The 25,193-nt window shown below is 73.8% G+C and carries 23 protein-coding genes; 10 read left to right on the forward strand and 13 right to left on the reverse strand.

What is annotated here, in order from left to right; all coding sequences use genetic code 11:
- A partial coding sequence (locus MILUP08_RS31160) for an NADH-quinone oxidoreductase subunit C (RefSeq protein WP_039906966.1) occupies nt 1-478 on the reverse strand: 478 nt, incomplete at its 3' end.
- 116 nt (nt 479-594) lie between these two features.
- Here MILUP08_RS31160 and MILUP08_RS31165 point away from each other — a divergent pair.
- Entirely contained in the window at nt 595-1,641 is a 1,047-nt protein-coding gene (locus MILUP08_RS31165; protein WP_039906968.1) for a glucose 1-dehydrogenase, read from the forward strand.
- A gap of 17 nt (nt 1,642-1,658) precedes the next feature.
- Here the strand turns inward: MILUP08_RS31165 and MILUP08_RS31170 are convergent, their stop codons facing one another.
- The gene (locus MILUP08_RS31170; protein ID WP_007465385.1) at nt 1,659-2,975 is read right to left on the reverse strand and encodes a DUF2252 domain-containing protein; all 1,317 of its coding nucleotides are present in this window, start codon (nt 2,973-2,975) and stop codon (nt 1,659-1,661) included.
- Between the two features lie 35 nt (nt 2,976-3,010).
- A complete protein-coding gene (locus tag MILUP08_RS31175) occupies nt 3,011-3,592 on the reverse strand; it encodes an NADH-quinone oxidoreductase subunit B (RefSeq protein WP_007465387.1) in 582 nt (193 codons plus the stop codon).
- A gap of 167 nt (nt 3,593-3,759) precedes the next feature.
- Between MILUP08_RS31175 and MILUP08_RS31180 the strand changes: the two genes are divergently transcribed.
- Together MILUP08_RS31180 and MILUP08_RS31185 are read left to right on the forward strand one after the other, a co-directional pair.
- Nucleotides 3,760-4,320, forward strand: a complete 561-nt coding sequence (locus tag MILUP08_RS31180; protein WP_007465391.1) for an RNA polymerase sigma factor — start codon at nt 3,760-3,762, stop codon at nt 4,318-4,320.
- Nucleotides 4,313-5,527, forward strand: a complete 1,215-nt coding sequence (locus tag MILUP08_RS31185; protein ID WP_007465392.1) for a hypothetical protein — start codon at nt 4,313-4,315, stop codon at nt 5,525-5,527. The genes MILUP08_RS31180 and MILUP08_RS31185 overlap by 8 nt, the downstream gene beginning before the upstream one ends.
- A 62-nt stretch (nt 5,528-5,589) precedes the next feature.
- On the opposite strand, the gene MILUP08_RS37235 is transcribed toward MILUP08_RS31185, so the two are convergent.
- Complete coding sequence (locus tag MILUP08_RS37235) at nt 5,590-5,862, reverse strand: hypothetical protein (protein WP_007465394.1); 273 nt, start codon at nt 5,860-5,862, stop codon at nt 5,590-5,592.
- Between the two features lie 340 nt (nt 5,863-6,202).
- Here MILUP08_RS37235 and MILUP08_RS31195 point away from each other — a divergent pair, with 340 nt between their 5' ends.
- The 4 genes from MILUP08_RS31195 (at nt 6,203) to MILUP08_RS36190 (ending at nt 9,899) form a co-directional block, all read left to right on the forward strand.
- A complete protein-coding gene (locus MILUP08_RS31195) occupies nt 6,203-6,769 on the forward strand; it encodes a SigE family RNA polymerase sigma factor (RefSeq protein WP_007465396.1) in 567 nt (188 codons plus the stop codon).
- Nucleotides 6,762-7,967 carry a hypothetical protein gene (locus MILUP08_RS31200; RefSeq protein WP_007465398.1) on the forward strand — a complete coding sequence of 402 codons (1,206 nt, stop codon included), beginning with the start codon at nt 6,762-6,764 and terminating at the stop codon, nt 7,965-7,967. Before MILUP08_RS31195 ends, MILUP08_RS31200 begins: the two co-directional genes overlap by 8 nt.
- 167 nt (nt 7,968-8,134) lie before the next feature.
- Nucleotides 8,135-8,698: a SigE family RNA polymerase sigma factor gene (locus MILUP08_RS31205; RefSeq protein ID WP_007465399.1), complete on the forward strand. Its 564-nt coding sequence runs from the start codon at nt 8,135-8,137 to the stop codon at nt 8,696-8,698.
- Complete coding sequence (locus MILUP08_RS36190; protein WP_007465401.1) at nt 8,691-9,899, forward strand: hypothetical protein; 1,209 nt, start codon at nt 8,691-8,693, stop codon at nt 9,897-9,899. The genes MILUP08_RS31205 and MILUP08_RS36190 overlap by 8 nt, the downstream gene beginning before the upstream one ends.
- 45 nt (nt 9,900-9,944) lie before the next feature.
- Here MILUP08_RS36190 and MILUP08_RS31215 read toward each other — a convergent pair whose 3' ends face one another.
- From MILUP08_RS31215 to MILUP08_RS31225, 3 genes are read right to left on the reverse strand one after another with little or no spacing between them, the layout of a single operon-like run.
- Complete coding sequence (locus MILUP08_RS31215; protein ID WP_007465403.1) at nt 9,945-11,477, reverse strand: pyridoxal phosphate-dependent decarboxylase family protein; 1,533 nt, start codon at nt 11,475-11,477, stop codon at nt 9,945-9,947.
- Nucleotides 11,474-12,916: an MFS transporter gene (locus MILUP08_RS31220; RefSeq protein WP_007465406.1), complete on the reverse strand. Its 1,443-nt coding sequence runs from the start codon at nt 12,914-12,916 to the stop codon at nt 11,474-11,476. The genes MILUP08_RS31215 and MILUP08_RS31220 overlap by 4 nt, the downstream gene beginning before the upstream one ends.
- A 32-nt stretch (nt 12,917-12,948) precedes the next feature.
- Nucleotides 12,949-13,263 carry an MGMT family protein gene (locus tag MILUP08_RS31225; RefSeq protein WP_007465407.1) on the reverse strand — a complete coding sequence of 105 codons (315 nt, stop codon included), beginning with the start codon at nt 13,261-13,263 and terminating at the stop codon, nt 12,949-12,951.
- A gap of 13 nt (nt 13,264-13,276) precedes the next feature.
- On the opposite strand from MILUP08_RS31225, the gene proB reads away from it, so the two are divergent.
- Nucleotides 13,277-14,434, forward strand: coding sequence for a glutamate 5-kinase (gene proB, locus MILUP08_RS31230; protein ID WP_051065850.1), 1,158 nt, complete (start codon nt 13,277-13,279; stop codon nt 14,432-14,434).
- 11 nt (nt 14,435-14,445) lie between these two features.
- The gene (locus tag MILUP08_RS31235; RefSeq protein WP_007465411.1) at nt 14,446-15,687 is read left to right on the forward strand and encodes a glutamate-5-semialdehyde dehydrogenase; all 1,242 of its coding nucleotides are present in this window, start codon (nt 14,446-14,448) and stop codon (nt 15,685-15,687) included.
- Here MILUP08_RS31235 and MILUP08_RS31240 read toward each other — a convergent pair.
- The 6 genes from MILUP08_RS31240 to MILUP08_RS37500 form a co-directional block, all read right to left on the reverse strand.
- Nucleotides 15,684-16,589 (reverse strand): prenyltransferase/squalene oxidase repeat-containing protein, encoded by a 906-nt coding sequence (locus MILUP08_RS31240; RefSeq protein ID WP_083916090.1) that lies wholly within the window; start codon nt 16,587-16,589, stop codon nt 15,684-15,686. The genes MILUP08_RS31235 and MILUP08_RS31240 overlap by 4 nt on opposite strands.
- A 135-nt stretch (nt 16,590-16,724) precedes the next feature.
- Nucleotides 16,725-17,906 (reverse strand): adenylyltransferase/sulfurtransferase MoeZ, encoded by a 1,182-nt coding sequence (moeZ, locus tag MILUP08_RS31245; RefSeq protein ID WP_007465415.1) that lies wholly within the window; start codon nt 17,904-17,906, stop codon nt 16,725-16,727.
- 121 nt (nt 17,907-18,027) lie between these two features.
- A complete protein-coding gene (locus MILUP08_RS31250) occupies nt 18,028-18,861 on the reverse strand; it encodes a DUF3152 domain-containing protein (RefSeq protein WP_007465417.1) in 834 nt (277 codons plus the stop codon).
- A gap of 91 nt (nt 18,862-18,952) precedes the next feature.
- On the reverse strand, nt 18,953-19,789 hold the full coding sequence (locus MILUP08_RS31255; RefSeq protein ID WP_007465419.1) for a DUF3152 domain-containing protein: 837 nt from the start codon (nt 19,787-19,789) through the stop codon (nt 18,953-18,955).
- Nucleotides 19,790-19,794: 5 nt separating this feature from the next.
- A complete protein-coding gene (locus tag MILUP08_RS31260; RefSeq protein WP_007465422.1) occupies nt 19,795-20,769 on the reverse strand; it encodes an alpha/beta fold hydrolase in 975 nt (324 codons plus the stop codon).
- A 23-nt stretch (nt 20,770-20,792) separates the two neighbouring features.
- Nucleotides 20,793-24,386 carry a hypothetical protein gene (locus tag MILUP08_RS37500; protein ID WP_007465424.1) on the reverse strand — a complete coding sequence of 1,198 codons (3,594 nt, stop codon included), beginning with the start codon at nt 24,384-24,386 and terminating at the stop codon, nt 20,793-20,795.
- 147 nt (nt 24,387-24,533) lie between these two features.
- Here MILUP08_RS37500 and MILUP08_RS31270 point away from each other — a divergent pair, with 147 nt between their 5' ends.
- Entirely contained in the window at nt 24,534-25,172 is a 639-nt protein-coding gene (locus MILUP08_RS31270; RefSeq protein ID WP_039909051.1) for a TetR/AcrR family transcriptional regulator, read from the forward strand.
- The last annotated feature ends 21 nt before the right edge of the window (nt 25,173-25,193 follow it).

Consider the following 25,193-nt stretch of genomic DNA (forward strand, 5'->3'; position numbering starts at 1 on the left):
GCCAGGGCTTCGCCACCCGCGAGGCGAGCACGAACTCCTTGCGCAGCGGGTGGCCCTCGAACTCCGGGGGCAGCAGCAGCGGTCGCAGCTCCCCGTGGCCGTCGAAGTCGATGCCGAACATCTCGTGGGTCTCCCGCTCGTGCCAGGCGGCACCCGGGTAGACGTCCACCACCGAGGCCACCGTGGGCGCGTCGCGGGGCACCCGGGTACGCAGCAGCACGCCGTGCCGCAGCCGCGTCGACCAGAGGTGCGCCACCACGTCGAAGCCCTCGGTCAACTCGTCGACAGCCGACAGCCAGTCGAAGAAGTCGCAGGCCAGCTCGCTGTCGTCCCGAGCGGCGCGGACGGCGGCCGACCAGCTCGCCAGGGGTACGTCGACGGTGGCCCGGGCGAACCGCTGCCCGCCGGAGACCGACGGGGTCGCCTCGACCGGCGCGAGCAGCGCGACCAGCCGAGCGCCGACCTCTTCCTCAGTCATGCCGCTGATCCTAGGGCGTCCGTCCGGCGCGGACCCGGCCCGCGGTCCAGGGCCGACCATCGGTGATCTGCCTGCTTTACCGGGCGGCGGGCCCGTCGGGGGGGAAAGATGAGGGCGTGCGCGCTGTCACTGTGAAACCCGGGGTCGCCAACTCGCTGAGCCTCGCCGAGGATCAGCCGGAGCCGGCGCCCGAGGAGGGCGCGGTCCTGGTCGAGGCACTGGCCGTGGGGATCTGCGGCACCGACCACGAGATCATCGCGGGTGACTACGGCGAGGCGCCGCCGGGCGCGGACCGCCTGGTCATCGGGCACGAGTCGCTGGGGCGGGTGCTGGAGGACCCGAGCGGCACCCTGCAACCCGGCGACCTGGTGGCCGGCATCGTCAGGCATCCCGACCCGGTGCCCTGCACCAACTGCGCCGTCGGCGAGTGGGACATGTGCCGCAACGGTCAGTACACCGAGCACGGCATCAAGGCGCTGCCCGGGTTCGCCCGGGACCGTTGGCGGATCGAGCCGGAGTTCGCGGTCCAGCTCGACCCGGTGCTGGCCCAGGTCGGCGTGCTGTTGGAGCCGACGAGCGTGGTGGCGAAGGCGTGGGACCACATCGAACGGATCGGCCACCGGGCCGAGTGGCGGCCCCAGACCGTCCTGGTGACCGGCGCGGGGCCGATCGGCCTGCTGGCCGCGCTGCTCGGCACCCAGCGCGGGCTCACCGTCCACGTGCTTGACCGGGCCACCGACGGGCCCAAGCCGGAGCTGGTCGCCGGGCTCGGCGCCACCTACCACGCGGTGCCGGTCAACGACCTACCCTTCGAGCCCGACGTGGTGATCGAGTGCACCGGCGCGCCCACCGTCGTCCTCGACGTCATGTGCAAGGCGGCGCCGACCGGCATCGTCTGCCTGGCCGGAGTGTCCAGCGGTGGCCGGAGCATCGACTTCGACGCCGGGGCGCTCAACCGGGCGCTGGTGCTCGAGAACAACGTGGTGTTCGGCTCGGTGAACGCCAACCGGCGGCACTGGACCATGGCCGCGCAGGCGCTCGCCCGCGCCGACCAGGTCTGGCTCTCCTCGCTGATCACCCGACGGGTCCCGGTGAACAGGTACGCCGACGCGTACACCGCCGGGCCGGACGACATCAAGGTGGTGCTGGAGTTCGCCTCCTGACCGGCGACCCGGCGACGTCAGATGCCGGGTAGCCGGCCGTTGCGGAACAGGTCCACGAAGAGCTGGTGGTCCTGGCGGGCGCGCACCCCGTACGCGTGCGCGAAGTCCACCAGGTGGGTGACGAAGCCCGACGCGTCGGTGTCCACGGCGGCGACGATCGCCTCCTCGGTGGAGTAGTCCACCAGGTCGTGGCTGGACTCGTCGTCGGCGACCGAGTGCATCCGGGCCACCGCTCGGCCGAGGTCGGCCAGCACCCCGGTCAGATCCTCCGGCTCGTTGACGTCGGACCAGTCCAGGTCGGCCGCGTACGGGGAGACCTCGGCGACGAGCTGACCGGCCCCGTCCAGCTCGGTGAAGCCCAGCCAGGGGTCGGCGTGCGCCTGCAACGCCCGCTGCGACTCGGCGGTCCGGTGACCCTGGTGCTGGAAGTAGCCGCGTACCGAGTCGTCTGTCGAGTAGCGGGCCACCGCCGGGACCTGCGCCTGCTTCATGTAGATCACGACGTCGTTCTCCAGCGCCTGCGTGTGACCCTCCAACAGCAGGTTGTACGACGGCAGGCCGGCCGACCCGATGCCCACCCCCTTGCGCAGCACCACGTCCTTGATCCGCGTCGCCACCGGGCGCAGCCGGGCCGAGGCGGCGGGCAGGGTGCCCAGGTACTCCTCGAAGGCGGCGACAACGCGGTCCCGGGTCTTTCCGTCGACCTCGAAGACCCCGTCCCCGACGGAGAACCGCCGTTCGTAGTTGTCGACGGTGGTCTGCTCGGCGAGCAGGTCGACCCGCGTGTTGAGGCGGGCCTGCTGGAGCACTCGACGCAGCACCCCGTCGGCGTTCTCCAGGGTGATCGAGCCGATCGCGTCGTCCCCGCCGGCGGCGATGGCCCGCAGCTCGGTCAGGTAGGAACGGGCGAAGCCGGCCACCAGCTCACCGATCACCGTGTCGGAGAGCGCCTTGCCGTAGCCGAGCAGCGCCACGCTTGCCGCGAACCGGCGCAGGTCCCAGGTGAACGGCCCGACGTACGCCTCGTCGAAGTCGTTGACGTTGAACACCAACTGTCCGGAGGCGTTCATGTAGGTGCCGAAGTTCTCCGCGTGCAGGTCGCCGTGGATCCACACCCGGCCGGTCTGCTCGTCGAGGAAGCTGTCGTCGGCGAAGTCGCCACGCTGGTCGGCGTAGAACAGCGCGGCGCTGCCCCGGTAGAAGGCGAACGGCGACGCGGCCATCTTGCGGAACTTGCGGCGGAAGGCCGCCGGGTCGATCGCCATCGACGCGCCGAACTCCTCGGTGAGCACGTCGATGATGTGGGCGGACCGCTTGTCCACGGAGTTGCTCATGAGCGCAGGTTAGCCCGGTCCGGCCAGTGCCCCCGTCAGGTCGTGGCGGGCGGGCGTACCGGCGGGGCGGTGAGCGAGTCGACCGAGCGCGGGGCGGCGGCCTCGCGGGGCGGGGCGTCCAGCGGCGCGGCCAGCAGATCCCGCTGGGGCACGCCGCCGATGCCGGACTGCTCGGCGGCGATCTTTTCCTGTAGGCGCAGGATGCCGTGCAGCAGCGCCTCCGGGCGCGGCGGGCAGCCGGGCACGTACACGTCGACGGGAATGAGCTGGTCGACGCCCTTGGTCACCGAGTACGAGTCCCAGTAGGGGCCGCCGCAGTTGGAGCACGCGCCGAACGAGATGACGTACTTGGGCTCGGGCATCTGGTCGTAGAGCCGCTTGATGGCCGGGGCCATCTTGTCGGTCACCGTGCCGGAGACCACCATGAGGTCGGCCTGCCGGGGGCCGTGGGCGAACGGGATCACACCCAGCCGGATGAAGTCGTGCCGGCCCATGCTGGTGGCGATGAACTCGATCGCGCAGCAGGCCAGCCCGAAGTTGAACACCCAGAGCGAGTAGCGGCGTCCCCAGTTCAGCACGAACCGGATCGGCTCACCGAGCACTGCCGGTAGCTGCACGACGCCCCCTCCTGTCACTCACTGGACAGTCAACCACAGCCGCGGGGCGCAACCCTGAGGGCCGGTCACGACCTTGGCGAGAGACGGGGCATCGAGGGCCGAACGGCCGGCGCGAGCGGTGCGACCGGAGTGCGGGCGGGCGGCCCGCAACGCCACGGGGAGGACGAGTGAGTGTGACGAGAGACGTACGGGCCGGTGGTGCGCCGCCGGACCCTCGACCGGCAGCGGTGACCGACCACTCGGAGCTGACCTTCGACGACTTCTACCATGCCCACTTCCGCGGGCTGGTCGTGCAGTTGCGGGCGTACACGGGCGACCTCGGTCAGGCGCAGGACCTGGTGCAGGAGGCGTTCTGCCGGGCCTTCGCCGGGTGGGACCGGGTGTCCCGGTACGACGACCCGCTGGCCTGGACCCGGCGGGTCGCCTGGAACCTGGCGCACAACCGGTGGCGGCGGCTGCGCACGGCGCGGGCGTGGCTGCTGCGGCAGCGCGAGACCCACGTCGCGGGGCCGAGCCCCGACCGGGTGGCGTTGGAGGCCGCCCTGGCCGCGCTGCCCGCCAAGCAGCGCCGGGCCGTGATCCTGCACTACCTCGCGGATCTGCCGATCAACGAGATCGCCGCTCAGGAGCAGGTGGCCGAGGGCACGGTCAAGTCCTGGCTGCACCGGGGCCGGGCCGCGCTGGCCGCGTCCCTGCGGGAGACGCCCGAGGAGGCGCACGATGTCTGAGCACGAGTCCATCGCACTCGCCGAGCGTTTCGCCCGGTACCGCGCGGAGTCGCTGACCGAGGTCGAGTCGCCGGGGCCGGCGGCGGTCCGTGTCGCTGTCCGCAAGCGCCGCCGACGGACGGTCGGCGCCGCCGTCGCCGCCGTGCTCGCCGTGGCGGCCGGCCCCGTGCTCGGGTACGCGACGCTTGACCACCCGCAGCCCCAGCCAGGCCCGGTGGAGCCCACCGGATCGCCGTCGGCCAGCCCGTCGGCGACCGCGCCGGCCAGTGCGTCGGCGAGCCCGTCGACCACGGCGTCGAGCAGCGCCAGCCCGACCCGCGCCGCCCCCGACGGGCGGATCAGCAGGTCCCAGTTGCTCGCCGCGACGGTGTCGCTGCCCGCCTGGACCACGCCGGCCGACTGCCCGACCGGTCGGGTGCGGCTGGGCGCCGAACCGGCCCGGGACGACGTCAACGAGCTGGTGGCGCTGGACCACGGCGACCTGGACGGTGACGGCGCCACGGAGACGGTCGCCCTGGTCCGCTGCGTGTTCGGCACCCGCGGGCCGTTCCAGGTGGTCGCGTTCGACAGGGACACGGCCGGCCGGGTCGTCACCCTCGGCCGCGTGACCGGCACCGCCCGTCCCACTCCCGGTTGGGTGACCGCCCTGGACGTACGCGACGACGGCGAGGTCCGGGTCGAGGTGGCCGACATCGCGCCCGGCGGCGGCTGGCCGTTGAAGAACTCCCAGCGGCAGTGGCGCGGCTACCGGTGGTCCGGAGACGGGTTCGAGCAGGTGTCCGGGCCGAGCACGTTCGGCCCCAACCCGCGCTCGACGGACCTGTCCGCCACCGCCACCGACCTGGTGTTGACCCCGGCGGCGGACGGCTCCCGATCGGGTGCGGTCACCGTGCGGATCCGCAACGACGCGGACCGGACGGCGCCAGAGGCCCTCCTCACCATGGAGCTGCCGAAGGCTCTGCGACCCGTCGGCGACGGCTGGTCGGGCTGTGACATCCAGACGCGGAGCACCGTGCAGGTGTCCTGCCGCCTGAGCGCCGTGCGGGGGCACAGCGAGGTGCGTCGCACCCTGGAGCTGCAAGTCGCCGCCGGGACCAGCCTGGCGTCCGGACAGGTGGCGCTGCGGGTCTGGCCTGCGGACCCGGACGGAGATCCCTGGCTGGACAACGACAGCGGTGACAACGAGTCGACGTTCGACTATCGCTGAGCGTGCGGGGGCGGCCGGTCACCGACCGGCCGCCCCCGCCAACCGTCTCGCGCGTCGGTGGCTCAGGCCAGCACGACACCGGGGCCGGGACCGATCTCACCCGGCGCGCCCGGGCCCGGACCGATGGCCAGCACGACACCGGGACCGGGGCCGATCTCACCCGGCGCACCTGGGCCCGGACCGATCGCCAGGGACACGCCCGGGCCGGGACCGATCTCGCCCGGGGCGCCCGGGCCGGGGCCGATCGCCAGCGCCGCCGTCGCCACTCCGCTCACGCCGAGGGCCAGTCCGGCCGCCGCAGTCAGCCCGGTCATCAGGATCTTCCGCATCGTCATTGCCTTCTCCCGTGTCGTTTGGTTGATGGATATGACCGTACGGAAGCGGCGAATACGATAAAACCACTGTTTAGCGACACTTATCTATACATATGCCCGTTGATTCGTTGTGGATAGTGTGCGGCGTTTCACATTGCTTCCGCGCCTCGCGACGGTCGCCTGGAACCTGGCCCGCAGCCGCTGGCGGTCGGCTGCCGCCCGGCCCGGCAGTGGGAGCAGTCCGGCAGGTCACCAGATGTTCACCGAACTTGTCGGAAGACGCTGAAACCCGAGCGCGCTTCCCCGCGTGTGAGCGACGTCGCCCCGGAACCCGGGGTGACAGGAGACGGGGAGGACCCAGGTGACGGTGAGCGCCGAATCGAGGCTCGGCAAGCCTCCACCAGAGGACATGACCCGGCAGGCCGGGCGGACTTCGGTCGACGTCGTCGACTTCGACCAGCTCTACCATGCCCACTTCCGCTCGCTGACCATTCAGCTCGCTGCCTACTGTGGCGACTTCAGCCAGGCGCAGGACCTGGTTCAGGAGGCGTTCTGCCGGGCCTTCACGCGGTGGGGGAAGGTTTCCCGCTACGACGACCCGGTCGCCTGGGTGCGGCGGGTCGCCTGGAACCTGGCCACCAGCCGCTGGCGTCGGCTGCGGACCGCCCAGTCCTACCTGCGCCGGCAGCGTGAGGAACACGTGCCCGGCCCCGACCCGGATCGGGTGGCGTTGACGCGGGCGCTCGCGGCGTTGCCGGCGAACCACCGCCGTGTCGTCGTGCTGCATCACCTCGCGGACCTCTCCGTCACCGAGATCGCCCAGCAGGAGGACGTGCCCGAAGGCACGGTCAAGTCCTGGTTGCACAGGGGTCGAGCTGCGCTGGCGGCTCAGCTGGCTCCCCAGAACGAGGTGACCGACCATGCCTGAGTTCGACAGCACCCGACTCGACGCGGAGTTCTCCACGTACCGGGCGGCAATGCTTCCGGCGATCACTCCCGACGGCCCGGCCGCGGTCCGGCGTACCGTCCGTCGCCGTCGGAGGCGCGCGGCGGTGGCGGTGGCCGCGGCGCTGGTGGTGGCCGTGGCCGTCCCGGTGGCCGGGCAGGCGGGGCTCCGCCGGGATCCGGGACCGCCGGCGACGGCGCCACCGTCCGATTCGCCGTCGCCGTCACCGACGCCGTCACCGACGCCGAGCGTCTCCTCCGCACCACCGGCGCCGGACGGCAGAATCGAGCGGACCGAGTTGCTCGCCGCCACCGTCGACCTGCCCACCTGGAGCGACCTGCCGGAGCGCCCGGACGGTAAGGCGTGCGCATCCCGTGGGATCCGGCTCAGCGGCGACCCGGTGAGCGATGACCCCAATCTGCTGGTGGAGATGGACTACGGGGACGTCGATCGCGACGGGGCGACGGAGACGGTGGTGCTGGTGCGCTGTCAGCCCGGCACCCGAGGGCCGGCGCAGGTGGTCGCCTTCGACCGGGACACGGCCGGGCGGATCGTCACACTGGGTCGGGTGGCCGCCACCGCCGACCCGACTCCGGAGTGGCTGATCGGGCTCGAGGTGCGGGCCGACGGCGTGACCCGGGTGGCGATGGCCGACCGGGCGCCGGGGCCCGGTTGGCCTCTCGAGCAGTCGCAACGGCAGTGGCGCGGATACCGGTGGGACGGAAGCCGGTTCCGGCAGACCGAGGGGCCCACCGGCTTCGGTCCCAACCCGTACGCCGCCGACCTGTCGGTCAGCTCGTCGAACCTGGCCCTCGCCCGGGAGCCGGGCGACAGCTTCGCGGGCACGATCGAGGTCCGGGTACGCAACACCAGCGCGGGCGCGGTGGCCGAGGCGGTGCTGTCGTTCGACCTGCCGTGGCAGTTGCGGCCGGTCGGGGACGGCTGGAAACGGTGTCGCGAGAACATGGCCGTCGCCCTGGCGCCGTACCGGTGCACCCTGGGCAAGCTGGCGCCGCACGCCGACATCCGGCTCACCCTCGGCTTCAAGCGGGCACAGGGCACACCGTTGGCCTCGGGCAAGGCGACCATCGAACTCTCCGGCAGCGGCGCCGACGGGACCACGCTGCTGGAACGAGAGCGGGACGACAACCTCGCCACCTTCACCCACTACTACCGCTGATCGACTGCGGCGTGCGGTCCCGGCCGGTCGGCCGGTCGGGACCGGGTCGCTTCACCGCTTCGCGCCGCGCTGTCGGGATCGCGGCAGAAATGTGCGCAACCACACCCGTGGCCGTGGAGTGTTACCGGCGCCCAGGGCACCGGCCCGACGGCAAACGGGGAGGGGCAGTGACAGCAACGATGGGAGCCCGCGCCAACGAACCGCCGGCGACGTTGACGGCCAAAGGGCTGGCCGCGGCGGCGATCACCTTCGACGACTTCTATCACGCGCACTTCCGGAGCGTCACGGCTCAGCTGTGCGCGTACACGGGGGATCTGAGCCACGCGCAGGATCTGGCCCAGGAGGCGTTCTGCCGGGCGCTGGCGCGCTGGGACCGCCTGGTTCGGTACGACGATCCGGTGGCCTGGGTCCGCCGGGTCGCCTGGAACCTGGCCCGCAGTCGCTGGCGTCGGCTGCGCACGGCCCGCGACCACCTGCTGCGGCAGCGACGCACCGAGGCCGAGGTGGACGGCCCGACACCCGACCGGGTGGCGATCGACGCGGCGCTCGCGCAACTGCCCGCCAACCATCGGCGTGCCGTCATCCTGCACTACCTGGCCGACCTGTCGGTCAGTCAGATCGCACTGCAGGAAGGGGTGGCCGAGGGCACCGTCAAGTCCTGGCTGCACCGGGGCCGGACCGCCCTGGCCGGACTGCTGGACGAGAACACCGAGGGGGTGTCCCATGTCTGATCTCGAACCGCGGCTGCGCGAGCGGTTCACCGCGTACCGCACCGATGTCACCACCCGGGCCGTCGGTCCCGGTCCCGACCAGGCCCGACGCACCCTGCGTCGGCGCCGGCAGACGAGGGCGGTGGCCGTCGCCGCGGCGGCGGTCGTCCTGGTGCTGGCGCCTGTCGTCGCCAACGCCGCGCTGAAGAACGACCGGACGCCGCCGGTTCCGGCCGTGTCCGTCGAGCCGACGGCGCCGGCGACACCGGACCCGACGCCCACACCGCCGCCGACGCCGAGCGGGTCGGCCAGCCCCACGGGTTCCGCCACCGAGCCCCCGGACGGCAACATCAGCCGAGCCCAGTTGCTCGCCGCCCGTGTCGACCTGCCGACGTGGCCGCAGACCGCGCCGTCCACCTGCACCACGTCGAACGTGCGGCTGATGACGGAATCGATCGATCACTATATTCCGTTACTCAGCGACCTGCCCGTGGGTCACGCCGACCTGGACGGTGACGGCGCCCAGGAGACGGTCGCCGTCGTCACCTGCCGGTACGGCGAGTCGTCGGCGAAGCAGGTCGTCGCCTTCGACCGGGACGACGACGGGCGCATCGTGACGCTCGGCCGGGTCGTCCGGACCAGCGACGGTGTCGAGGACATCCTCGGGATGACCCTCACCGCGGCCGGCTCGATCGACGTGCGGGTGGCCGACCTTCAGCCGTGCTGCGACACCCCGGCCTACTGGCCACAGGAACAGACGCGTACCTACCGATGGAAGGGAGGCCGGTTCACACAGACCGACGGCCCCACGAAGTTCGGCAAGGATCCCCGGCTCACCGACCTGCGCCTGTCCATGACGCACACGCTTGTCGCCGCCACGGGTGGTCGCAAGCTGACCACCGTCTTCACCGTCACCAACGCGGGGCCTGTCGACGCTCCACAGGTCCAGTTCAACGGCCTCGACGCGGGTGCGCCGGCGGGCGGTGACTGGTCCAAATGCGACCAGAAGGCGGCTGCGGCGGACAACGACTGGTCGTGCCGGCTGCCGGGAGTGCCGGCCGGTGAGTCGCGGCGCTACACCTTCGTACAGCTGGTGCCCGACCGCTCAGGCGCCGACGCGAGAGCTCGGGGCTGCACCGTCGTCCACTACGACGCGCAGGACCGGCGGTGGCGCGACCTCAGCGCGAAGAACAACAGCGTGGACCTCCCCGGCGTGCTCTGAGCCGGACGTCCGGTGCCCCACCCCCATCGGGTGGGGCATCGGCGTTCAGTCGCCCGAACCCCAGGTGGGGCGTTGCAGCAGGCCGACGAACTCGACGAGCAGCCGTTCGCGCAGCGCCGGCGGGGCGGCGTCGAGCAGCGTGTTGACGAGCGCCATCCGCTCCGGCAGCGGTCCCGCGCCGGCTCCGTCGCCGTCACCGCTCCCCGGGCCGCCGTCACCGAGACCCAGTCCGGCGGCCAGGCCGACGACCAGGTCCGGGGTCAGCGCCTCGGGCGTCAGGGCGCCGACCAGGGCCGCCAACTCGGCCGGCAGCCGCACCGGGCCGGCCGCGTGGGCCGCCTCCACCGCGGCGGCCAGGTCCGGGCCGAACTCGGCCACCCGGGGCGCGACCGAGGCGGTCACCGTGAGGTGCACGCTTGCCGGCAGACCGGCGTACGACAGTTGGGGTTGGGTGTGCCAGCCACGCGCGGTCAGCTCGTCGACCAGGACGAACAGGTCGGGGCCGCCCTCGGTGGCGGTGAAGCAGACCACGGTGGACTCCGGCTCGGCCAGCAGCCGCAGCCCGTCGACGGCGCGGACCGCGTCGGCCAGACCGGCGACCGCGTCCCTGGTGACGGCGGCCAACCGCAGGTAGCCGGCATCGCCGAGGTGCCGCAGGGTGGCGTACGCGGCGGCGATCGGCCCGCCCGAACGGGTGGACGCGATCACCGGATTGATCATCGTGTAGCCCGGCCAGTCCGCGTACGCGAAGTACTGCGGGGCGCGGAGCGCGGCGTCGCGGTGCAGCAGCACCGACACGCCCTTCGGCGCGTACGCGTACTTGTGCAGGTCGACCGAGATGGAGGTGACCCCGGGCACCGAGAAGTCGAACGCCGGCACCGGCTCGCCGAGGCGACGCAGGTACGGCAGGGTCCAGCCGCCGAAGCAGGCGTCGACGTGACAGCGCACCCCGGCGTCGGCGGCCACTGCGGCGATCTCGGCCACCGGGTCCACCACCCCGTGCGCGTACGAGGGCGCGGAGCAGGCGACAAGCACCGTCTCCGGGCGGATCGCGGCGGCCAGCGCGGCCGGATCGGGGCGCAGCGTGTCCACCGGGACCGGCACCACGTCCAGCGCCACCCGCAGGTAGTGCGCCGCCTTGGCGAACGCGGCGTGCGCGCTCGACGGCACCACGATCCGGGGTGCGGCGATCTCCGGGTGGGCGTCCCGGGCCGCCTTGACGGCGAGGATCAGCGACTCGGTGCCGCCGCTGGTGACGCTGCCGACCACGTCGGGCGCGGTCGTCCCCGGCCCACCGCCGAGCACCCGACCGGCCGAGCCGACGAGCGCGTTCTCCATGGCCAGCAGGGACGGGAACGCGGTCGGGTCGAGCCCGTTGACGTGGGCGCTCTCCTGGTGCGCGGCGGCCGCCAGCTCGTCGAGACCCGGCACCGCCGGGTCGTACACGTACGCGAACAGCCGCCCCCCGTGGGTGGGCCGGTCGCCCGCGCGCAGCCGTCGCACCTCCGCCAGCGCGACATCCGCGGCCACCCCGTCGCGGGACAGCGCCCCCGCCCCGACCGTGTTCTCGTCGATCATGGAGTTCTGGTGCCCTTCTCGATGCGGCCCACCGCCGTGAGGTGCTGGCCCTGCGCGGAGGCCAGGACGGCGGGGGTCAGGGTGTAGCGGCGCAGGAGCAGGATCGGGGGGCCCAGCAGCAGGGCCGGGATGATCGTGAAGCCGAGGAGTACGCCCATTCGGGCCGTGTCGGACTGCGCGGCGGCCGTTCCGGTGTCGGAGGAGACGTAGCCGGCGAGCTGGAGCACCAGTCCGTACACGCCCGGGCCGAGGGCCAGGCCGAGCGTCTCCCCGGCGGTCCACAGGCCGGTGAAGACGCCCGCCTGCCGGCGGCCGGTACGCGCCGTGTCGTACGCGATGCAGTCCGGGAGCATCGCCAGCGCGAACACCTGTTGTCCGGCGTACCCGACGCCGAGGACGGCGACCACCAGGTAGACGACGACCGGCGGCAGCACCGGGGCGGCGACCAGGGCGAGCGCCCCGGCGGCGAGGATCAGCCCGGCGGCGACCAGGGCGGACCGCTTGCCCACCCGGGCGCCGACGCGGGACCAGAGCGGCATCACCAGCAGCGCCGGCCCGACGAAGCAGGCGAAGAGCAGTGTCGGCCCGCTCTGCTCGTCGCGCAGGATCTGTCCGGCGAAGTAGTTGACCCCGGCGAGGATGGTCGCCACGCCTGCGGACTGCACCACGAAGCAGACCAGCAGCGCCCGGAACGGCCGGTTGGCGGCGGCCACGGCGAGCTGGGCGCGCAGTGTCGGCTCGCTGGCGCCGACCACACCGGCCGGCGCGGACCGGGTGCCGAGGAACGCGCCGACGGCCCCGATCACGATGAGCGCCGCCACGAACAGGCCCATCCAGCGGTGGCCGGGCACGCCGTCGCCGCCGGCCGTCACGACCAGCGGGGCGACCGCGCCGGAGACCAGGATGGTCAGCGCCAGCACGGCGATCCGCCAGGTCATCAGCCGGGTCCGCTCGGCGTAGTCGTCGGTCATCTCGGCGGGCATCGCCACGTACGGCACCTGGAAGAAGGCGAACGCGGTGGCCGTGGCGAGGAAGGCGAGCGCCACGTACACCGCGGCGGCCGGCCCGTTGCCGAACGGCGCGGCGAAGATGGCCGCGAAGAGCACGGCGAGCGCGAGACCGGCGACGAGCAGGTACGGCCGGCGGGCGCCCCAGCGCGACCGGGTGCGGTCGGAGATCCGCCCGGCGACCGGGTTGACCAGCACGTCCCATGCCTTGGGCAGCAGCACCAGCAGGGCGGCCAGCCCGGCGGCCACGCCCAACGTGTCGGTCAGGTACGGCAGCAGCAGCAGGCCGGGCACGGTGCCGAACGCCCCGGTGGCCAGCGAGCCGAGCGCGTAGCCGGCGTGCACCGGACGCGGCAGCCGACCGTCGGCGGGCAGGCTGGCCGCATCCGGGCCGGCGGCGGGCAGGCCGGCGGCACCCGGCGGCTGGTTCATGGGGCCGAATGTTACTCACGTTATGCCGGAGGTCACATCCCCTCCTCCGGTGACCAGCCCGCCCGCGCGATGTCGACGCCCTCGCCGCGCAGCGGCGCCCCCTCGGCCCGGAGCCGTGCCCGCGCCTCCCGCTCGTGCCCCGGTGGCAGCCGCCCGGCGGCGGTCACCACCCGGTGCCACGGCACCGAGCCACCGTGCCGGGCCATGATGTTGCCGACCAGTCGCGCGGAGGAACGCCCCGAGCGCTCGGCCAGGGCGTCGGCGACCCCGCCGTACGACATCACCCGACCCTCCGGGATCCGCTCCACCAGGTCGAGCACCGCCTCGACGTACTCGTCAGGAGTCACAATCGGCCACCATATGGGAACGCCGCCGGGCGAGGCGGGCGTGACCACGCAGAATGGGCGGGTGCGCGACGCAGTCACGGCCGCCCGACGGGTCGTCGTCAAGATCGGATCTTCCTCGTTGACCACCGCCACCGGCGGACTGGCCGACGAGCGCGTCGATGCGCTTGTCGACACCCTCGGGCGGCTCACCGCCGAAGGACGCGAGGTGGTGCTGGTCTCGTCCGGCGCCATCGCCGCCGGCCTGGCCCCGCTCGGATTGACCCGGCGTCCGCGCGACCTGGCCACCCAGCAGGCCGCCGCCAGCGTCGGGCAGGGCCTCCTGATCGGCAGGTACGCGGCAAGCTTCGCCCGGCACGGCCGCACCGTCGGGCAGGTGCTGCTCACCGTCGACGACGTGACCCGACGCGCGCACTACCGCAACGCGTACCGCACGCTGCGCAAACTGCTCGACCTGCACGCGGTGCCGATCGTCAACGAGAACGACACGGTGGCGACCGAGGAGATCAGGTTCGGCGACAACGACCGGCTGGCCGCGCTGGTGGCCGCGCTTGTGCACGCCGACCTGCTGGTGCTCCTCTCCGACGTGGACGCCCTCTGGACCGGCGACCCGGCCCGCCCGCACTCGACCCGGATCGCTGAGGTGCGCAGCGACGAGGACCTCGCCGGGATCACCATCGGCGGCGCCGGCCGGTCCGGGGTCGGCACCGGAGGCATGGTGACCAAGGTCGAGGCGGCCCGCATCGCCACCGGCTTCGGTATCCCCGTGGTGCTCACCGCCGCCGACCTGGCCGGGGCGGCACTGGCCGGCGACCCCGTGGGCACGCTGTTCCATCCGCAGCGGCAGCGCCCGACGGCCCGGCTGTTCTGGCTGGCCCACGCCACCTCGCCCCGGGGGCGTCTGCACCTCGATCCGGGCGCGGTGGCAGCCGTCGTCGGCCGACGCAAGTCGCTGCTGCCCGCCGGCATCACCTCCGTGGACGGCACGTTCACCGCCGGGGACCCGGTGGACCTGGTCGACACCGCCGGCGCCCCGGTCGCCCGTGGCCTGGTCAACTACGACGCGGTGGAGCTGCCCGGGCTGCTCGGCCGCTCCACGTCCGAACTCGCCGCGGCGCTCGGCCCGGCGTACGAACGAGAGGTCGTCCACCGCGACGACCTCGTCCTGCTGTGAGGAGTGCTGGCATGAGCGTGACCGAGCAGGCGCGACGGGCGCGGGACGCCGCCGCCGACCTGGCCACGGCCACCCGTACCGTCAAGGACGCCGCGCTTGTCGCGATGGCCGACGCGCTTGTGGCGCGTACCCCGGAGATCCTGGCCGCGAACGAGACGGACCTGGCGGCCGGCCGGGAGGCCGGGCTGAGCGCGGCCGTCCTGGACCGGCTCGCGCTCGACGCGGGCCGGGTGGCCGGCATCGCCGACGCGCTGCGCCAGATGGCCGCGCTGCCCGACCCGGTCGGCGAGGTGGTCCGCGGGTCGACCCTGCCCAACGGGCTGGAACTGCGCCAGATCAGGGTGCCGTTCGGGGTCGTCGGCATCATCTACGAGGCACGGCCCAACGTGACAGTCGATGCCGCCGGGATCTGCCTGAAGTCCGGCAACGCCGCGCTGCTGCGTGGGTCGTCCTCGGCCGCGCACTCCAACGCGGCGCTTGTCGCGGTGCTGCGCGACGCGATCGCCGAGGCCGGGCTGCCGGCCGACGCGGTGCAGTTGCTCGACGCCAGCTCCCGCGACTCGGTCAAGGAGCTGATGCGCGCCCGAGGGCTCGTCGACGTGCTCATCCCGCGTGGCGGCGCGTCGCTGATCCGCACCGTGGTCGAGGAGTCGACAGTGCCGGTGATCGAGACCGGGGTGGGCAACTGCCACGTGTACGTGGACGCCGCCGCCGACCTGGCGAAGTCCGTCGCGGTGACGCTGAACGCCAAGACCCAACGCCTGTCCACCTGCAACACCGCCGAGTCGCTGCTCGTGCACGCCGACGTCGCCGACGCGTTCCTGCCGCCGGTGCTTGCCGCGTTCGCCGAGGCGGGCGTGACAGTGCACGGCTCCCCCGAGGTGGCCGCGTACTCGGCGGCGGTGGTCCCGGCCACCGACGAGGACCACGCCACCGAATACCTGTCCGCCGACATCTCGGTGGCGGTGGTCGAGTCGCTGGACGCGGCGGTCGCGCACATCCGCCGCTTCGGCACCGGGCACACCGAGGCGATCCTCACCGACTCGGCGAGCGCGGCCCGCGAGTTCGTGGCCCGGGTGGACGCGGCGGCGGTGATGGTGAACGCCTCGACCCGGTTCACCGACGGGGGCGAGTTCGGCTTCGGCGCGGAGATCGGCATCTCGACGCAGAAGCTGCACGCCCGTGGCCCGATGGGCCTGCCCGAGCTGACCAGCACCAAGTACGTCGTCACCGGGGACGGGCACCTGCGCTAGCCGGGCTGCGGGGCGGCTCCGGCCGCCGCGGGCCGGCAGGCCCGGATCGCGGACAGCGTGGCGTGCACGTCGAACTGGTGACCGTCGTCGCTCTCCCAACCACCGTCACTGCGCTGGGTCTCGGCGAGCCGTCGCAGGGCCCGCACCATGATCCAGTCGTGCAGGTCGATGCCGACCCGGCGCAGCGTGGCCGCCAGCCAGGCCACGTCGCCCGGCGACATCGCGGACATCCGTTCGGCGAGCACCACCTGGATCCGCGCCGACTCCTGGAACATGTCCTGCCGGTGCAGCACTGCCGCGCTCAGCCAGCCGGCGGCGAGGAACGACGGCCAACCGCCGTCCGGGCGCAGCCGCGCGACGATCGACTGGGCCGCCGCCTGGACCACACCGGCGTACGCCCCGCCGACCCGGTGGTCGAGCGGGCCCGAGGCGCGGGCGTCCAGGCCGGCGACGGTCAGCCAGAAGCCGGCGTTGGCGGTGAGGAAGAGTTTGGCCTCCGGATCGCCGGGGCGGGCCCACTCCGGGGCCGAGCCGGTCAGCGAGAGGTCCTCGTCCCAGCCGCCGTCGGCCTGCTGCCGGGACGCCAACCAGTCCAGCGCCCGGCGGGCGGCGGGACGGCCCAGCGCGCCCAGGTCGTCCAGCTCGGAGAGCCGGAAGCAGGTGGCGTCGACCGAGGCGACCTCGCCACCCCAGGTCGCCGGCCAGCCGCCGTCGGGCGACTGGCCGACCTCGGCCGTCTCCAACAGCTCCGGCGGCACCGGCGTGCCGTTGCGCAGCCAGGAGAGGCGGGCGCGCTCCACCGCGTCCCCATGCGCCACGACGAATCCGATCGCGGCTTCCAAGTCGACCACGGCGGAGACGCTACCTGCGCAGACACGATCCCGCCTCGGGGAATCGGCCAGCCGGAACTGGCTGCGTCGCTCCCGCCGGAGCGCCACACGGAGCCAACTGCGTCGATTTAGCGTCGACGACGGCGCGCGGAACGGGACCGGGCCGGCGCCGGGGCGGCGCGGTGTGGCATCGCCCCGGCGGACCGGTCAGTACGCGGGCAGTGACGGGTCGATCTGCTTGATCCAGGAGAGCACGCCGCCCTGCACGTGCACGGCGTCGCGGAACCCGGCCGCCTTCAGCGCGGCGAGCGCCTCCGCCGAGCGGACGCCGGACTTGCAGTGCAGCACGATCTGCTTGTCCTGCGGGAGCTTCGCAAGCGCCTCGCCGGAGATGATGTCGCCCTTGGGGATGAGGGTGGCGCCGGGGATCCGCACGATCTCGTACTCGGCCGGCTCCCGCACGTCGACGAGGAAGATGTCCTTGCCGGCGTCCTGCCACTCCTTCAGCTCCAGGGCGGTGATGGTGGAGTCGAGCGTCGCCTCCTGGGCCTCCTCGGAGACCGCGCCGCAGAAGTCCTCGTAGTCTTCCAGCAGGTCGGTGACGGTCGGGTTCTCGCCGCAGAGCACGCAGTTCGGGTCCTTCCGGACCTTGATCTTGCGGTACTCCATCTCCAGGGCGTCGTAGACCATCAGGCGGCCGACAAGCGGCTCACCGATGCCGGTGAGCAGCTTGATGGCCTCGTTCACCTGGATCGAGCCGATCGACGCGCAGAGCACACCGAGCACGCCGCCCTCGGCGCAGGACGGGACCATGCCGGGCGGCGGCGGCTCCGGGTAGAGGCACCGGTAGCAGGGGCCGTGCTCGGCCCAGAACACCGACGCCTGGCCGTCGAAGCGGTAGATCGAGCCCCAGACGTACGGCTTGCCGAGCAGCACCGCCGCGTCGTTGACCATGTACCGGGTGGCGAAGTTGTCGGTGCCGTCGACGATCAGGTCGTACTGGGCGAAGATCTCACGGACGTTCTCGCGGTCCAACGCGGTGTTGTGGATCTCCACGTTGACCAGGGGGTTGATCTCGCGGATCGACGCGGCGGCGGACTCGGCCTTGGAACGGCCGATGTCGGACACGCCGTGGATGATCTGACGCTGGAGGTTCGACTCGTCGACGGTGTCGAAGTCGATGATGCCGAGGGTGCCGACACCCGCCGCGGCGAGGTACAGCAGGGCAGGCGAGCCGAGGCCACCAGCGCCGACACAGAGCACCCGGGCGTTCTTCAGCCGCTTCTGGCCGGTCACCCCGACGTCCGGGATGATCAGGTGGCGCGAGTAGCGGCGGATCTCGTCAACTGTCAGCTCGGCGGCGGGCTCGACGAGCGGGGGCAACGACACGGTGGACTCCCCGGGATCGGCGGTGTGAACCGCGCCATTGTTGCTCGCCCGGGCCGCACTCGGCCATGAGGGAGGACACGTGGCCCGCGATGCGGGAGGGGAATAACTGACGCCCGGTCGGTCAGGGGACGACGTCGCCGGCGTAGCGACGGCCGTCGAGGTAGGGCCAGGCGTTCGCCACGCAGCCCCGCAGCCCGTACGTCTGCTGCTGCATCACCGGTGCGGGCTCCCCCGGGCCGGGGCACGCCTCGTGCCCCTCACCGAACTCGTGGCCGACCTCGTGGTTGATGACGTAGGTGCGGTACGTCTCCAGCGGTGCCCCGTAGTCGGGCACGGCCTCCTGCCAGCGGGCCAGGTTGATGATGACCTCGCCGGGCAGCCGGCAGGAGGTGTAGCGCTCGGTGGTCAACCCACCCTCGGCGCACATCCGCTCCGACGTCACCGGGGTGGCGAGGTAGACGGTGAAGTCGGCGACGTCGGCGTCGGCCACCCGCTGCACCCGCAACTCACCGGAGGCGATCCAGCTGCGCCTGTCGGCCAGCACCTCGTCCACCCGCGCGGCGAACGCGTCGGCGTCCTGACCGCTGCCCCGTTCGACCACGACCCGGTAGCGGCGCAGCGGTCCGTCCGTACCGTGCACGGAGGTTCCCCCGGCGGCGGCCGTGAAGCGTCCCGCGCCGACCGACGGGTAGCCGCTGGGCACCGGGTGGGCCTCACCGCCGCCCACACCCATCCCGCCCTGCGCCGGGGTGGGCGCCACGTCGGCCGGCGGTTCGTCGCCGCGCGTCGCGGTCACGCCGACGGCGGTTGCGGTGGCGGCCACGAGCAGCCCGAGCAGCAGGCTGCGGCGTCGGCGGCGGCGCATCCGCACGAGCGTGGGACGCGCACCCTCGTACGCCGACCCCTCGGGCGGGTCGGGCGGCACGGGTGGGCCGTAAGGGGACGACGGCGTCATGACGTCAAGCCTGCCAGATTATTCCGGCAATTCTCCGCTTTTGCCGCTATCGACGCAATACACCTAATGTTGGCGCTTCGGAGCGGACCCGTCAGAGGGCCGGGCCGGCGTAGCGCCGACCGTCGACGTACGGCCACGGGTTGACCCGGCACCCGTTGAGGAAGAGGGTCTGCTGCATCATCACCGGCGCCGGACGCCCCACGCCCGGGCAGCGCTCGTGCCGGTGCCCGAGCTGGTGGCCCACCTCGTGGTTGACCACGTACGTCCGGTAGACCGCCAGCGGCACGCCCGCCGACACGTAGTGCGGCACCGACAACCGCCACCGATCCAGATTGATGATCACCTGGCCGGGCGCGCGGCAGGAGGTGTACGGCCGCCCGCCGATCCGGATGTCCACGCCACCCTCGGCACACATCCGGCCCGCCGTACGGGCGGTCGCCAGATAGACCGTGAAGTCCCGGGGAGCGTCCCCCGGTACCTGCTGCAACCGCAGGCGGCCGCTGTCGACCCAACTGCCCGGCCCGGCGAGCGCCACCCGGACGGCCTGCGCGAACGCGGCGACGTCCTCGTTGCTGCCCGACTCGACCGCCACCCGGTAGCGGCGCAGCTCACCCGCCCGACCCAGCACCGGGCCGGCGTGGTCGTCGTGACCGAACCGGCCGGTCCCCGCGGTCGGCACCGAGCCGGGCATCCGCAGCACCGGCGACGGGCTCGGCGAGGCGGCGGTGGCGGTCGGCGACGGGTCCACCGACGGCGGCAACTGCCCGCCCACCAGCGGTGGCGGCGGAGCGACCTCCTCGGCGGTCAGCCGATCGGGTGGCACGCCCGGACCCTCGGCGATCACCGTCACCGCCGCGCCAACCGCCAGCACCACCGCCACCAGCTGGGCGATCAGTGCGAAGCGTCGGCGGCGAGCGGAACTGAACATCCTGGTCAGCCTGCCAGATCGGACGGCCGAGCGGCGTCCTCCGTTTCGGCGAGCAGGCCGACAACCGCCCGGGCGACCAGCCGGGGAACCTCCAACTGCGCCACGTGACCGACACCGTCGAGCATCAGCAGGCGGCTGTCCGGAATGAGCCGGGCGGTCTGGGGCGCGACGCGAACGTCGACCAGCCGATCCTGCCGGCCCCCCACCACGAGCGTCGGCGCGCGCACCGCCCGGGCGAGCCGCCACAGCGACCCCGCCCCCGGCAGGTACGCCCGCAGGAAGCTGGAGACCAGCCCGCGGAACGTCCGGACGTACGCGGCCGCGTAGTGCTTCGCCTCGTACCGGACCCGGATCTCCTCCAACGCCTCGGCCCGGCGCTGCGCGCAGATGCGGCTGAGGTCGGCGACGCACGCCTCCAACACCTGCTCGGCCATCACCTCGGGCGCGAGTTGGGTGAGGTGCCGGGCGACCAGCCGCTCACCTCGGGGGATGACAAGCACCGGCAGCATCCGTCCCTGCAACGACCGCCGGAAGTCCAGGAACGGCAGCGCCGGAGAGATCAGGGTGAGGGTACGGACCAGGTCGGGCCGCAGCCCCGCCACCTGGACCGAGACCGCGCCGCCCAGCGAGTTGCCGAACAGGTGGACCGGCCCCCGACCGGAGTGCTCGATCCACCGGATGACCAGGTTCGCGAAGGCCGGGATCGTGTAGCGCGGGCCCGGCTCGCTGCGGCCGAACCCGGGCAGGTCGATGGCCTGGCCGTCCAGCCGGTCGGCGAGCAGCCCGGCCAGGTCGGTCCAGTTCTGCGACGAGCCGCCCAGCCCGTGCACGTACAGCGCCGGCTCCGCGCCGGCGGTCGTCGCCGGAGTGTCCCGCACATAGGTGGCGACGCCGTCGAGGCGGACCTCCCGGCCCGGCCACGGCGGCGGAACACCGACCTCGGGGAGGAGGTGGTCCGGCCAGAGGGAGGCGCGTTTCATCCTCCCAGTCTGCCTCGGACCACTCAGGACAGCAGCGCCTCCAGCCGACGGTTGACCGCCGCCAGCGTCGCCCGGACCACCGCCTGCCGCGGGTCGCCGGCCACCAGGGCCGAGCCGGCGAGCTGCTCGACCCAGCCCTCGCAGACCAGCAGCACCACCACCGTGGCCACCTCGCAGTTGCCGAACGGCACCACCGCCGCGTGCTCGACGAAGCAGCGGCCACGCTCGGCGTTCTCGGCGCCGCGCAGCAACTCGTCCACGGCGGCGGCCGCGGCCACCGCGCAGAGACGCAGCACGTAACCGTCCACCGCCGGCCCGGTCGCGTACCCGGCGGCGTTGTCGTCGCCGGCCAGCAGCCGCACCTCCACGTTGGCGTCCAGACCGAAGGTGCTGACCTGCACGTGGTCGATGACCACTCGCGGCCCCGGCACGCCGCCGGTTTCCAGCGGCCGGGAGGGCGCCGACTCCGTCGTGGTCACCTGACCGCCGGAGTACGACGTACCGACCGTCGCCGGGCTGCCGGTGGCGCCGCCGGTGGGCGCGGCCGAGACCGAGCCGGGCTCCTCGACGGTGGCGCGGCCCCGGTGCGGGGCACCAGCCCGCCGCCGACGTGCCGCGTCCGGCCCGACCCACTGCTCCGGGCCGGTCGGCGTGGCCTCGGCGATACGCGTTTCCGCGCCGGTGTCACCCGGCTCGGCGGGCCGCCGCGACTCGGCGACGCGCGGCTCGGCGGGCCGCCGCTCGGCGACGCGCGGCTCGGCGGATCGTGGCTCGACGACGCGCGGCTCGACGGGTCGCGGCGCGGCAGGGCGCGGCTCGGCGGCGCGGCGACGGACCGGCGGGGCCGGCGTGGTGGGCAGGCCGGGCACGTTCTGCGGGGCGGCGGCCAGCCCCATCCGTTCCTGGAGCAGCCGGGCCACCTGTCGACTCACCTCGGCCGGATCGGCACCGTCGGCCAGGTCCAACCGGAGGCTGTGCGCGCCGGCCGGGGTACGGCGCAGGGCGGCGTCCCGGACGCCGGCCACCTCCCGTACGGCGTCCAGGATGGCGTTGACGTCGAATCCCTCGGGACGCTCCCGCAACGGAGCGGGCTCGTCGTCGCGGCGCAGGTGGGTGGCGATGCGGGCGAGTTCGGGGGTTTCGGCGGGTGGCTCCACGGCTGGCGGCTCCGGCACAACGGGCACGTCCGGTTCCGCGGGGACGCGCTGCGGCAGCACCGCCGACGTGTCGGGACGTCGACCGCCGTCGGCGGGCTCGGCCGGCGACGCCGGGTCGGGGGCGGATCGGCGAGCGGCGTAGGGAGGGGCGGACGCGGGTGACGGCCGGTCGTGACGCCCGGGCCCGCTCGTGGCGGAGGCCGGACCGGCACCGGCCGAGGGAGGTGGCGGACCGGCGAGGGAAGGACCGGTCGCCGTCGGGGCGGCAGGAGCCGGCTCGGCGGGCGCGGGCGGCTCCGGGGTCGCCGGTCGGAGCCGGAACGGTGCGGTCGGCCGGACCGGGCCGGTCGACTCGCCCGCGTCGCTCGCCCGTGGAGAGGTCGCCGGCCGGGTGGCCGGCCAGGACGGACGTTCGGCCGGGGCGGCCGGAATGCGCCCCTCGGACCAGTCGGGTCGCTCGGCCGCCACGGGTGTCGGCGATCCACCGACCCACGCGGGCCGCTCGGCCACCGGACGGACCGGTGCGGCCGGTGGCGGCGCATCGGTCAACGTCGGCGGTGGGCCGGCGGGCGCGGGCGGCGGCGAATCGACAGGGGCGGGCGGATCGACGGCTGCCGGGCCCGCCCAGGACGGACGCGTACCCGCAGGCGCGCCGGCGGGTGTCGGATCCCCGGCCCAGGACGGACGCGACGGAGGGGCGCTGGTCGGCACCGGATCGGAGCCTCCGGCCCAGGAGGGACGGGGCGGCGGTGGGAGAGCCGATGCCGGACCGGCCCAGGACGGGCGCGACGGCGGGGCGCTGGCCGGGGTCGGGTCCGACCCACCGGCCCAGGAGGGGCGCTCAACGGCCGGCGGGCCGCTGGTCGGCTCGGCACGGGCGCTGCTCGACGCCGACCCACCAGCCCACGACGGGCGGTCAACGGCCGGCGGGCCGCTGGTCGGCTCGGCACGGACGGCGCTGCTCGACGCAGCCCGGCCACGACGGACGCTCAACGGCCGGCGGGCCACTGGTGGGGGCGGGGCCGCCGGCCCAGGAGGGGCGCTCGGCGGCGGGCGACGCGCTGCGTGGGGAACGGGCGGGCCGCTGGTCGGGGTCGGGGTGGGGTCCGTGCCGCCGGTGCGGGGTGACGGGTCGGCCGGCGCGCTGATCGGGGCCGGCGCGGCCCAGGACGGGCGGTCGGCGGGGAGCCCGCTGGTCGGCTCGGGCGTCGGCCCACCGGCCCAGGAGGGGCGCTCGGCCGGCTCCGGTCGGGAGACCTCCGGAGGCCCGCTGGTCGGGGTCGTGGCCGGGCGTTCCCCGGCCCAGGACGGGCGCGGGGGCGTGCCGCGACCGGCATCCGCCTCGGCCTGCGGCGCGTCCCTGGTGATGTCGTACGCGCGGGGCGGCTCGGCGGGCACCGGCTCGTACGGACGGGTCGGCTCGGCTCGCACCGGCTCGTACGGCAGGTTGGGCTCGGCGACCCAGCCCGGCGTGGACTCGTCCCGCGCCGGTCGACCGGCCGGCTCGCCGTCCTGGCGGGACCAGGGTGGTGCCCACCCACTGCCCCAGCTCGGGCGGTTCCAGCTGGGCCCGGACCAGTCCGGCTCGATGGAAGGAGGCTCACCGGCTCGGTGCGTGTCCCCGGTGGGGTGCTCCGGCTCGGAGTCGTCGCGGCGCCCGGACTCGGCCGACGCCTCCGCTGCGAGCGGGGCCCCCCAGCCGTGCGACACGGCCGGTTGATCGTCGACGGCCGACCGTTCGCCGGTGGGCGCGCGGAGACCGGGCGGCACCTCGAAACCCGAGGCCGCCGTGCCGACGGGCGGCACCTGGATGGAGGCTGGCGCCGTGCCGGGCAGAGCGGGGTCGGCCCAGCGGACGCTGCGCGGCGCGGCAGGGTCGGTGGTGGAGTGCCGGGACGGGCCGGGGTCGGCCTCATCCGGCCCCTGCTCCACGGCCGGAGCGGGACGTTGGGCGGGCACCACGAGACGACCCGCGCCCGCGTCGGGCCGGTCCTCGACGGTCCGCCCGGGAGGCGCGCTCACCGGCGTCTGTCGGCCCGGTGAGGCCCCGCCGCCGAGGTACGCGACGCCGTTGATCTCCGCGTCGCCGTGACGGACGCCGTTGATCTCGCTGTCGCCGTTGCTGTCGCTGTCGCTGTCGCTGTCGATCTCTGCCTCGTCGTGGTGGACACCGTTGGTGTGGTGGCCGTTGACCCGGGCCTGCCGCTCGGAGTCACCGGTCAGCCCGGGCAGAGGCGCGGGCAGATCGCCGTGCCTCGTGGAGGAGGTGCGCCAACCGGACGCGAGAGGTTGCTGCCACGGTGGCGCCTGCTCCCCGGCCGGCTCGCGCTCGGCAGACGGGGACCACCCGCCCGTCGAGGGCGCCCACCCGCTGCCGGGGCGGCCCGGGTCGTCGTGCTGACCCGTTCCGTCACCGTGCTCTCCCGGGGTGGCGGCTCCGGGTTGCCCTGTTTCACTCACCGCGCGCTCCTTGGTCGCCCTCGCTGAGGCTACCGTGTGGGGAGAGTGGCGATAAGTTACAGCGGCGGGCCATTTCCACGACGCGGTCGAGGGCCGTCCCGATCTGGGGGGAAAATGCCGGCCCGTACCGAGAACTCGGAGGATCCCATGACCGCTGTGGGGAACGGTGCACAGACCGCTGGCAGGCCCACCCGCCTGCCCCGCTCCGCGCGCCGTAAGCAGCTGCTCGCGGCGGCGCAGGAGGTATTCGTCGCGCAGGGCTACCACGCCGCGGCGATGGACGACATCGCCGAGCGGGCCGGGGTTTCCAAGCCGGTGCTCTACCAACACTTCCCGGGAAAGATGGACCTCTACCTGGCCCTGCTGGACACGCACTGTGACGCCATCGTCGCTCAGGTGCACGAGGCGATGCGCGGCACCAGCGACAACAAGGAGCGGGTCAGCGCGTCGGTGCGCGCGTACTTCGACTTCGTCGATCACGAGAGCGAGGCGTTCCGCCTCGTCTTCGAGTCGGACCTGCGCAACGACCCCGCGGTGCGGCAGCGGGTGGAGCGGGTCGAACAGGGCTGCATCGCGGCGATCACCGACACCATCATCTCCGACACCGGCGTCAGCCGGTCGCACGCCGAGCTGCTCGCCTCCGGGCTGGTCGGCGCGGCCGAGACCGCCGCGCAGTTCTGGCTGGCCGGCGGCCGGCAGGTGCCGAAGGCGGAGGCCGAGGCCCTGGTCGCTGCGCTGTCCTGGCGGGGCATCGCGAGCTTCCCGCTGCAAGGTGAGTCAGCCTGACCGCCGACCCCGTGATCGGAT

The organism is Micromonospora lupini str. Lupac 08, from assembly GCF_000297395.2.
Classification (GTDB): domain Bacteria; phylum Actinomycetota; class Actinomycetes; order Mycobacteriales; family Micromonosporaceae; genus Micromonospora; species Micromonospora lupini.

What these genes read in the sequence shown, in the direction of transcription:
- MILUP08_RS31235 (WP_007465411.1), top strand. Translation starts at nt 14,446, where the DNA reads ATGAGCGTGACCGAGCAGGCGCGACGGGCGCGGGACGCCGCCGCCGAC.
- MILUP08_RS37235 (WP_007465394.1), bottom strand. Translation starts at nt 5,862, where the DNA reads ATGACGATGCGGAAGATCCTGATGACCGGGCTGACTGCGGCGGCCGGA.
- MILUP08_RS36190 (WP_007465401.1), top strand. Translation starts at nt 8,691, where the DNA reads ATGTCTGATCTCGAACCGCGGCTGCGCGAGCGGTTCACCGCGTACCGC.
- MILUP08_RS31270 (WP_039909051.1), top strand. Translation starts at nt 24,534, where the DNA reads ATGACCGCTGTGGGGAACGGTGCACAGACCGCTGGCAGGCCCACCCGC.
- MILUP08_RS31170 (WP_007465385.1), bottom strand. Translation starts at nt 2,975, where the DNA reads ATGAGCAACTCCGTGGACAAGCGGTCCGCCCACATCATCGACGTGCTC.
- MILUP08_RS31255 (WP_007465419.1), bottom strand. Translation starts at nt 19,789, where the DNA reads ATGTTCAGTTCCGCTCGCCGCCGACGCTTCGCACTGATCGCCCAGCTG.
- MILUP08_RS31215 (WP_007465403.1), bottom strand. Translation starts at nt 11,477, where the DNA reads ATGATCGACGAGAACACGGTCGGGGCGGGGGCGCTGTCCCGCGACGGG.
- MILUP08_RS31220 (WP_007465406.1), bottom strand. Translation starts at nt 12,916, where the DNA reads ATGAACCAGCCGCCGGGTGCCGCCGGCCTGCCCGCCGCCGGCCCGGAT.
- MILUP08_RS31200 (WP_007465398.1), top strand. Translation starts at nt 6,762, where the DNA reads ATGCCTGAGTTCGACAGCACCCGACTCGACGCGGAGTTCTCCACGTAC.
- MILUP08_RS31260 (WP_007465422.1), bottom strand. Translation starts at nt 20,769, where the DNA reads ATGAAACGCGCCTCCCTCTGGCCGGACCACCTCCTCCCCGAGGTCGGT.
- MILUP08_RS31185 (WP_007465392.1), top strand. Translation starts at nt 4,313, where the DNA reads ATGTCTGAGCACGAGTCCATCGCACTCGCCGAGCGTTTCGCCCGGTAC.
- proB (WP_051065850.1), top strand. Translation starts at nt 13,277, where the DNA reads ATGGGAACGCCGCCGGGCGAGGCGGGCGTGACCACGCAGAATGGGCGG.
- MILUP08_RS31250 (WP_007465417.1), bottom strand. Translation starts at nt 18,861, where the DNA reads ATGACGCCGTCGTCCCCTTACGGCCCACCCGTGCCGCCCGACCCGCCC.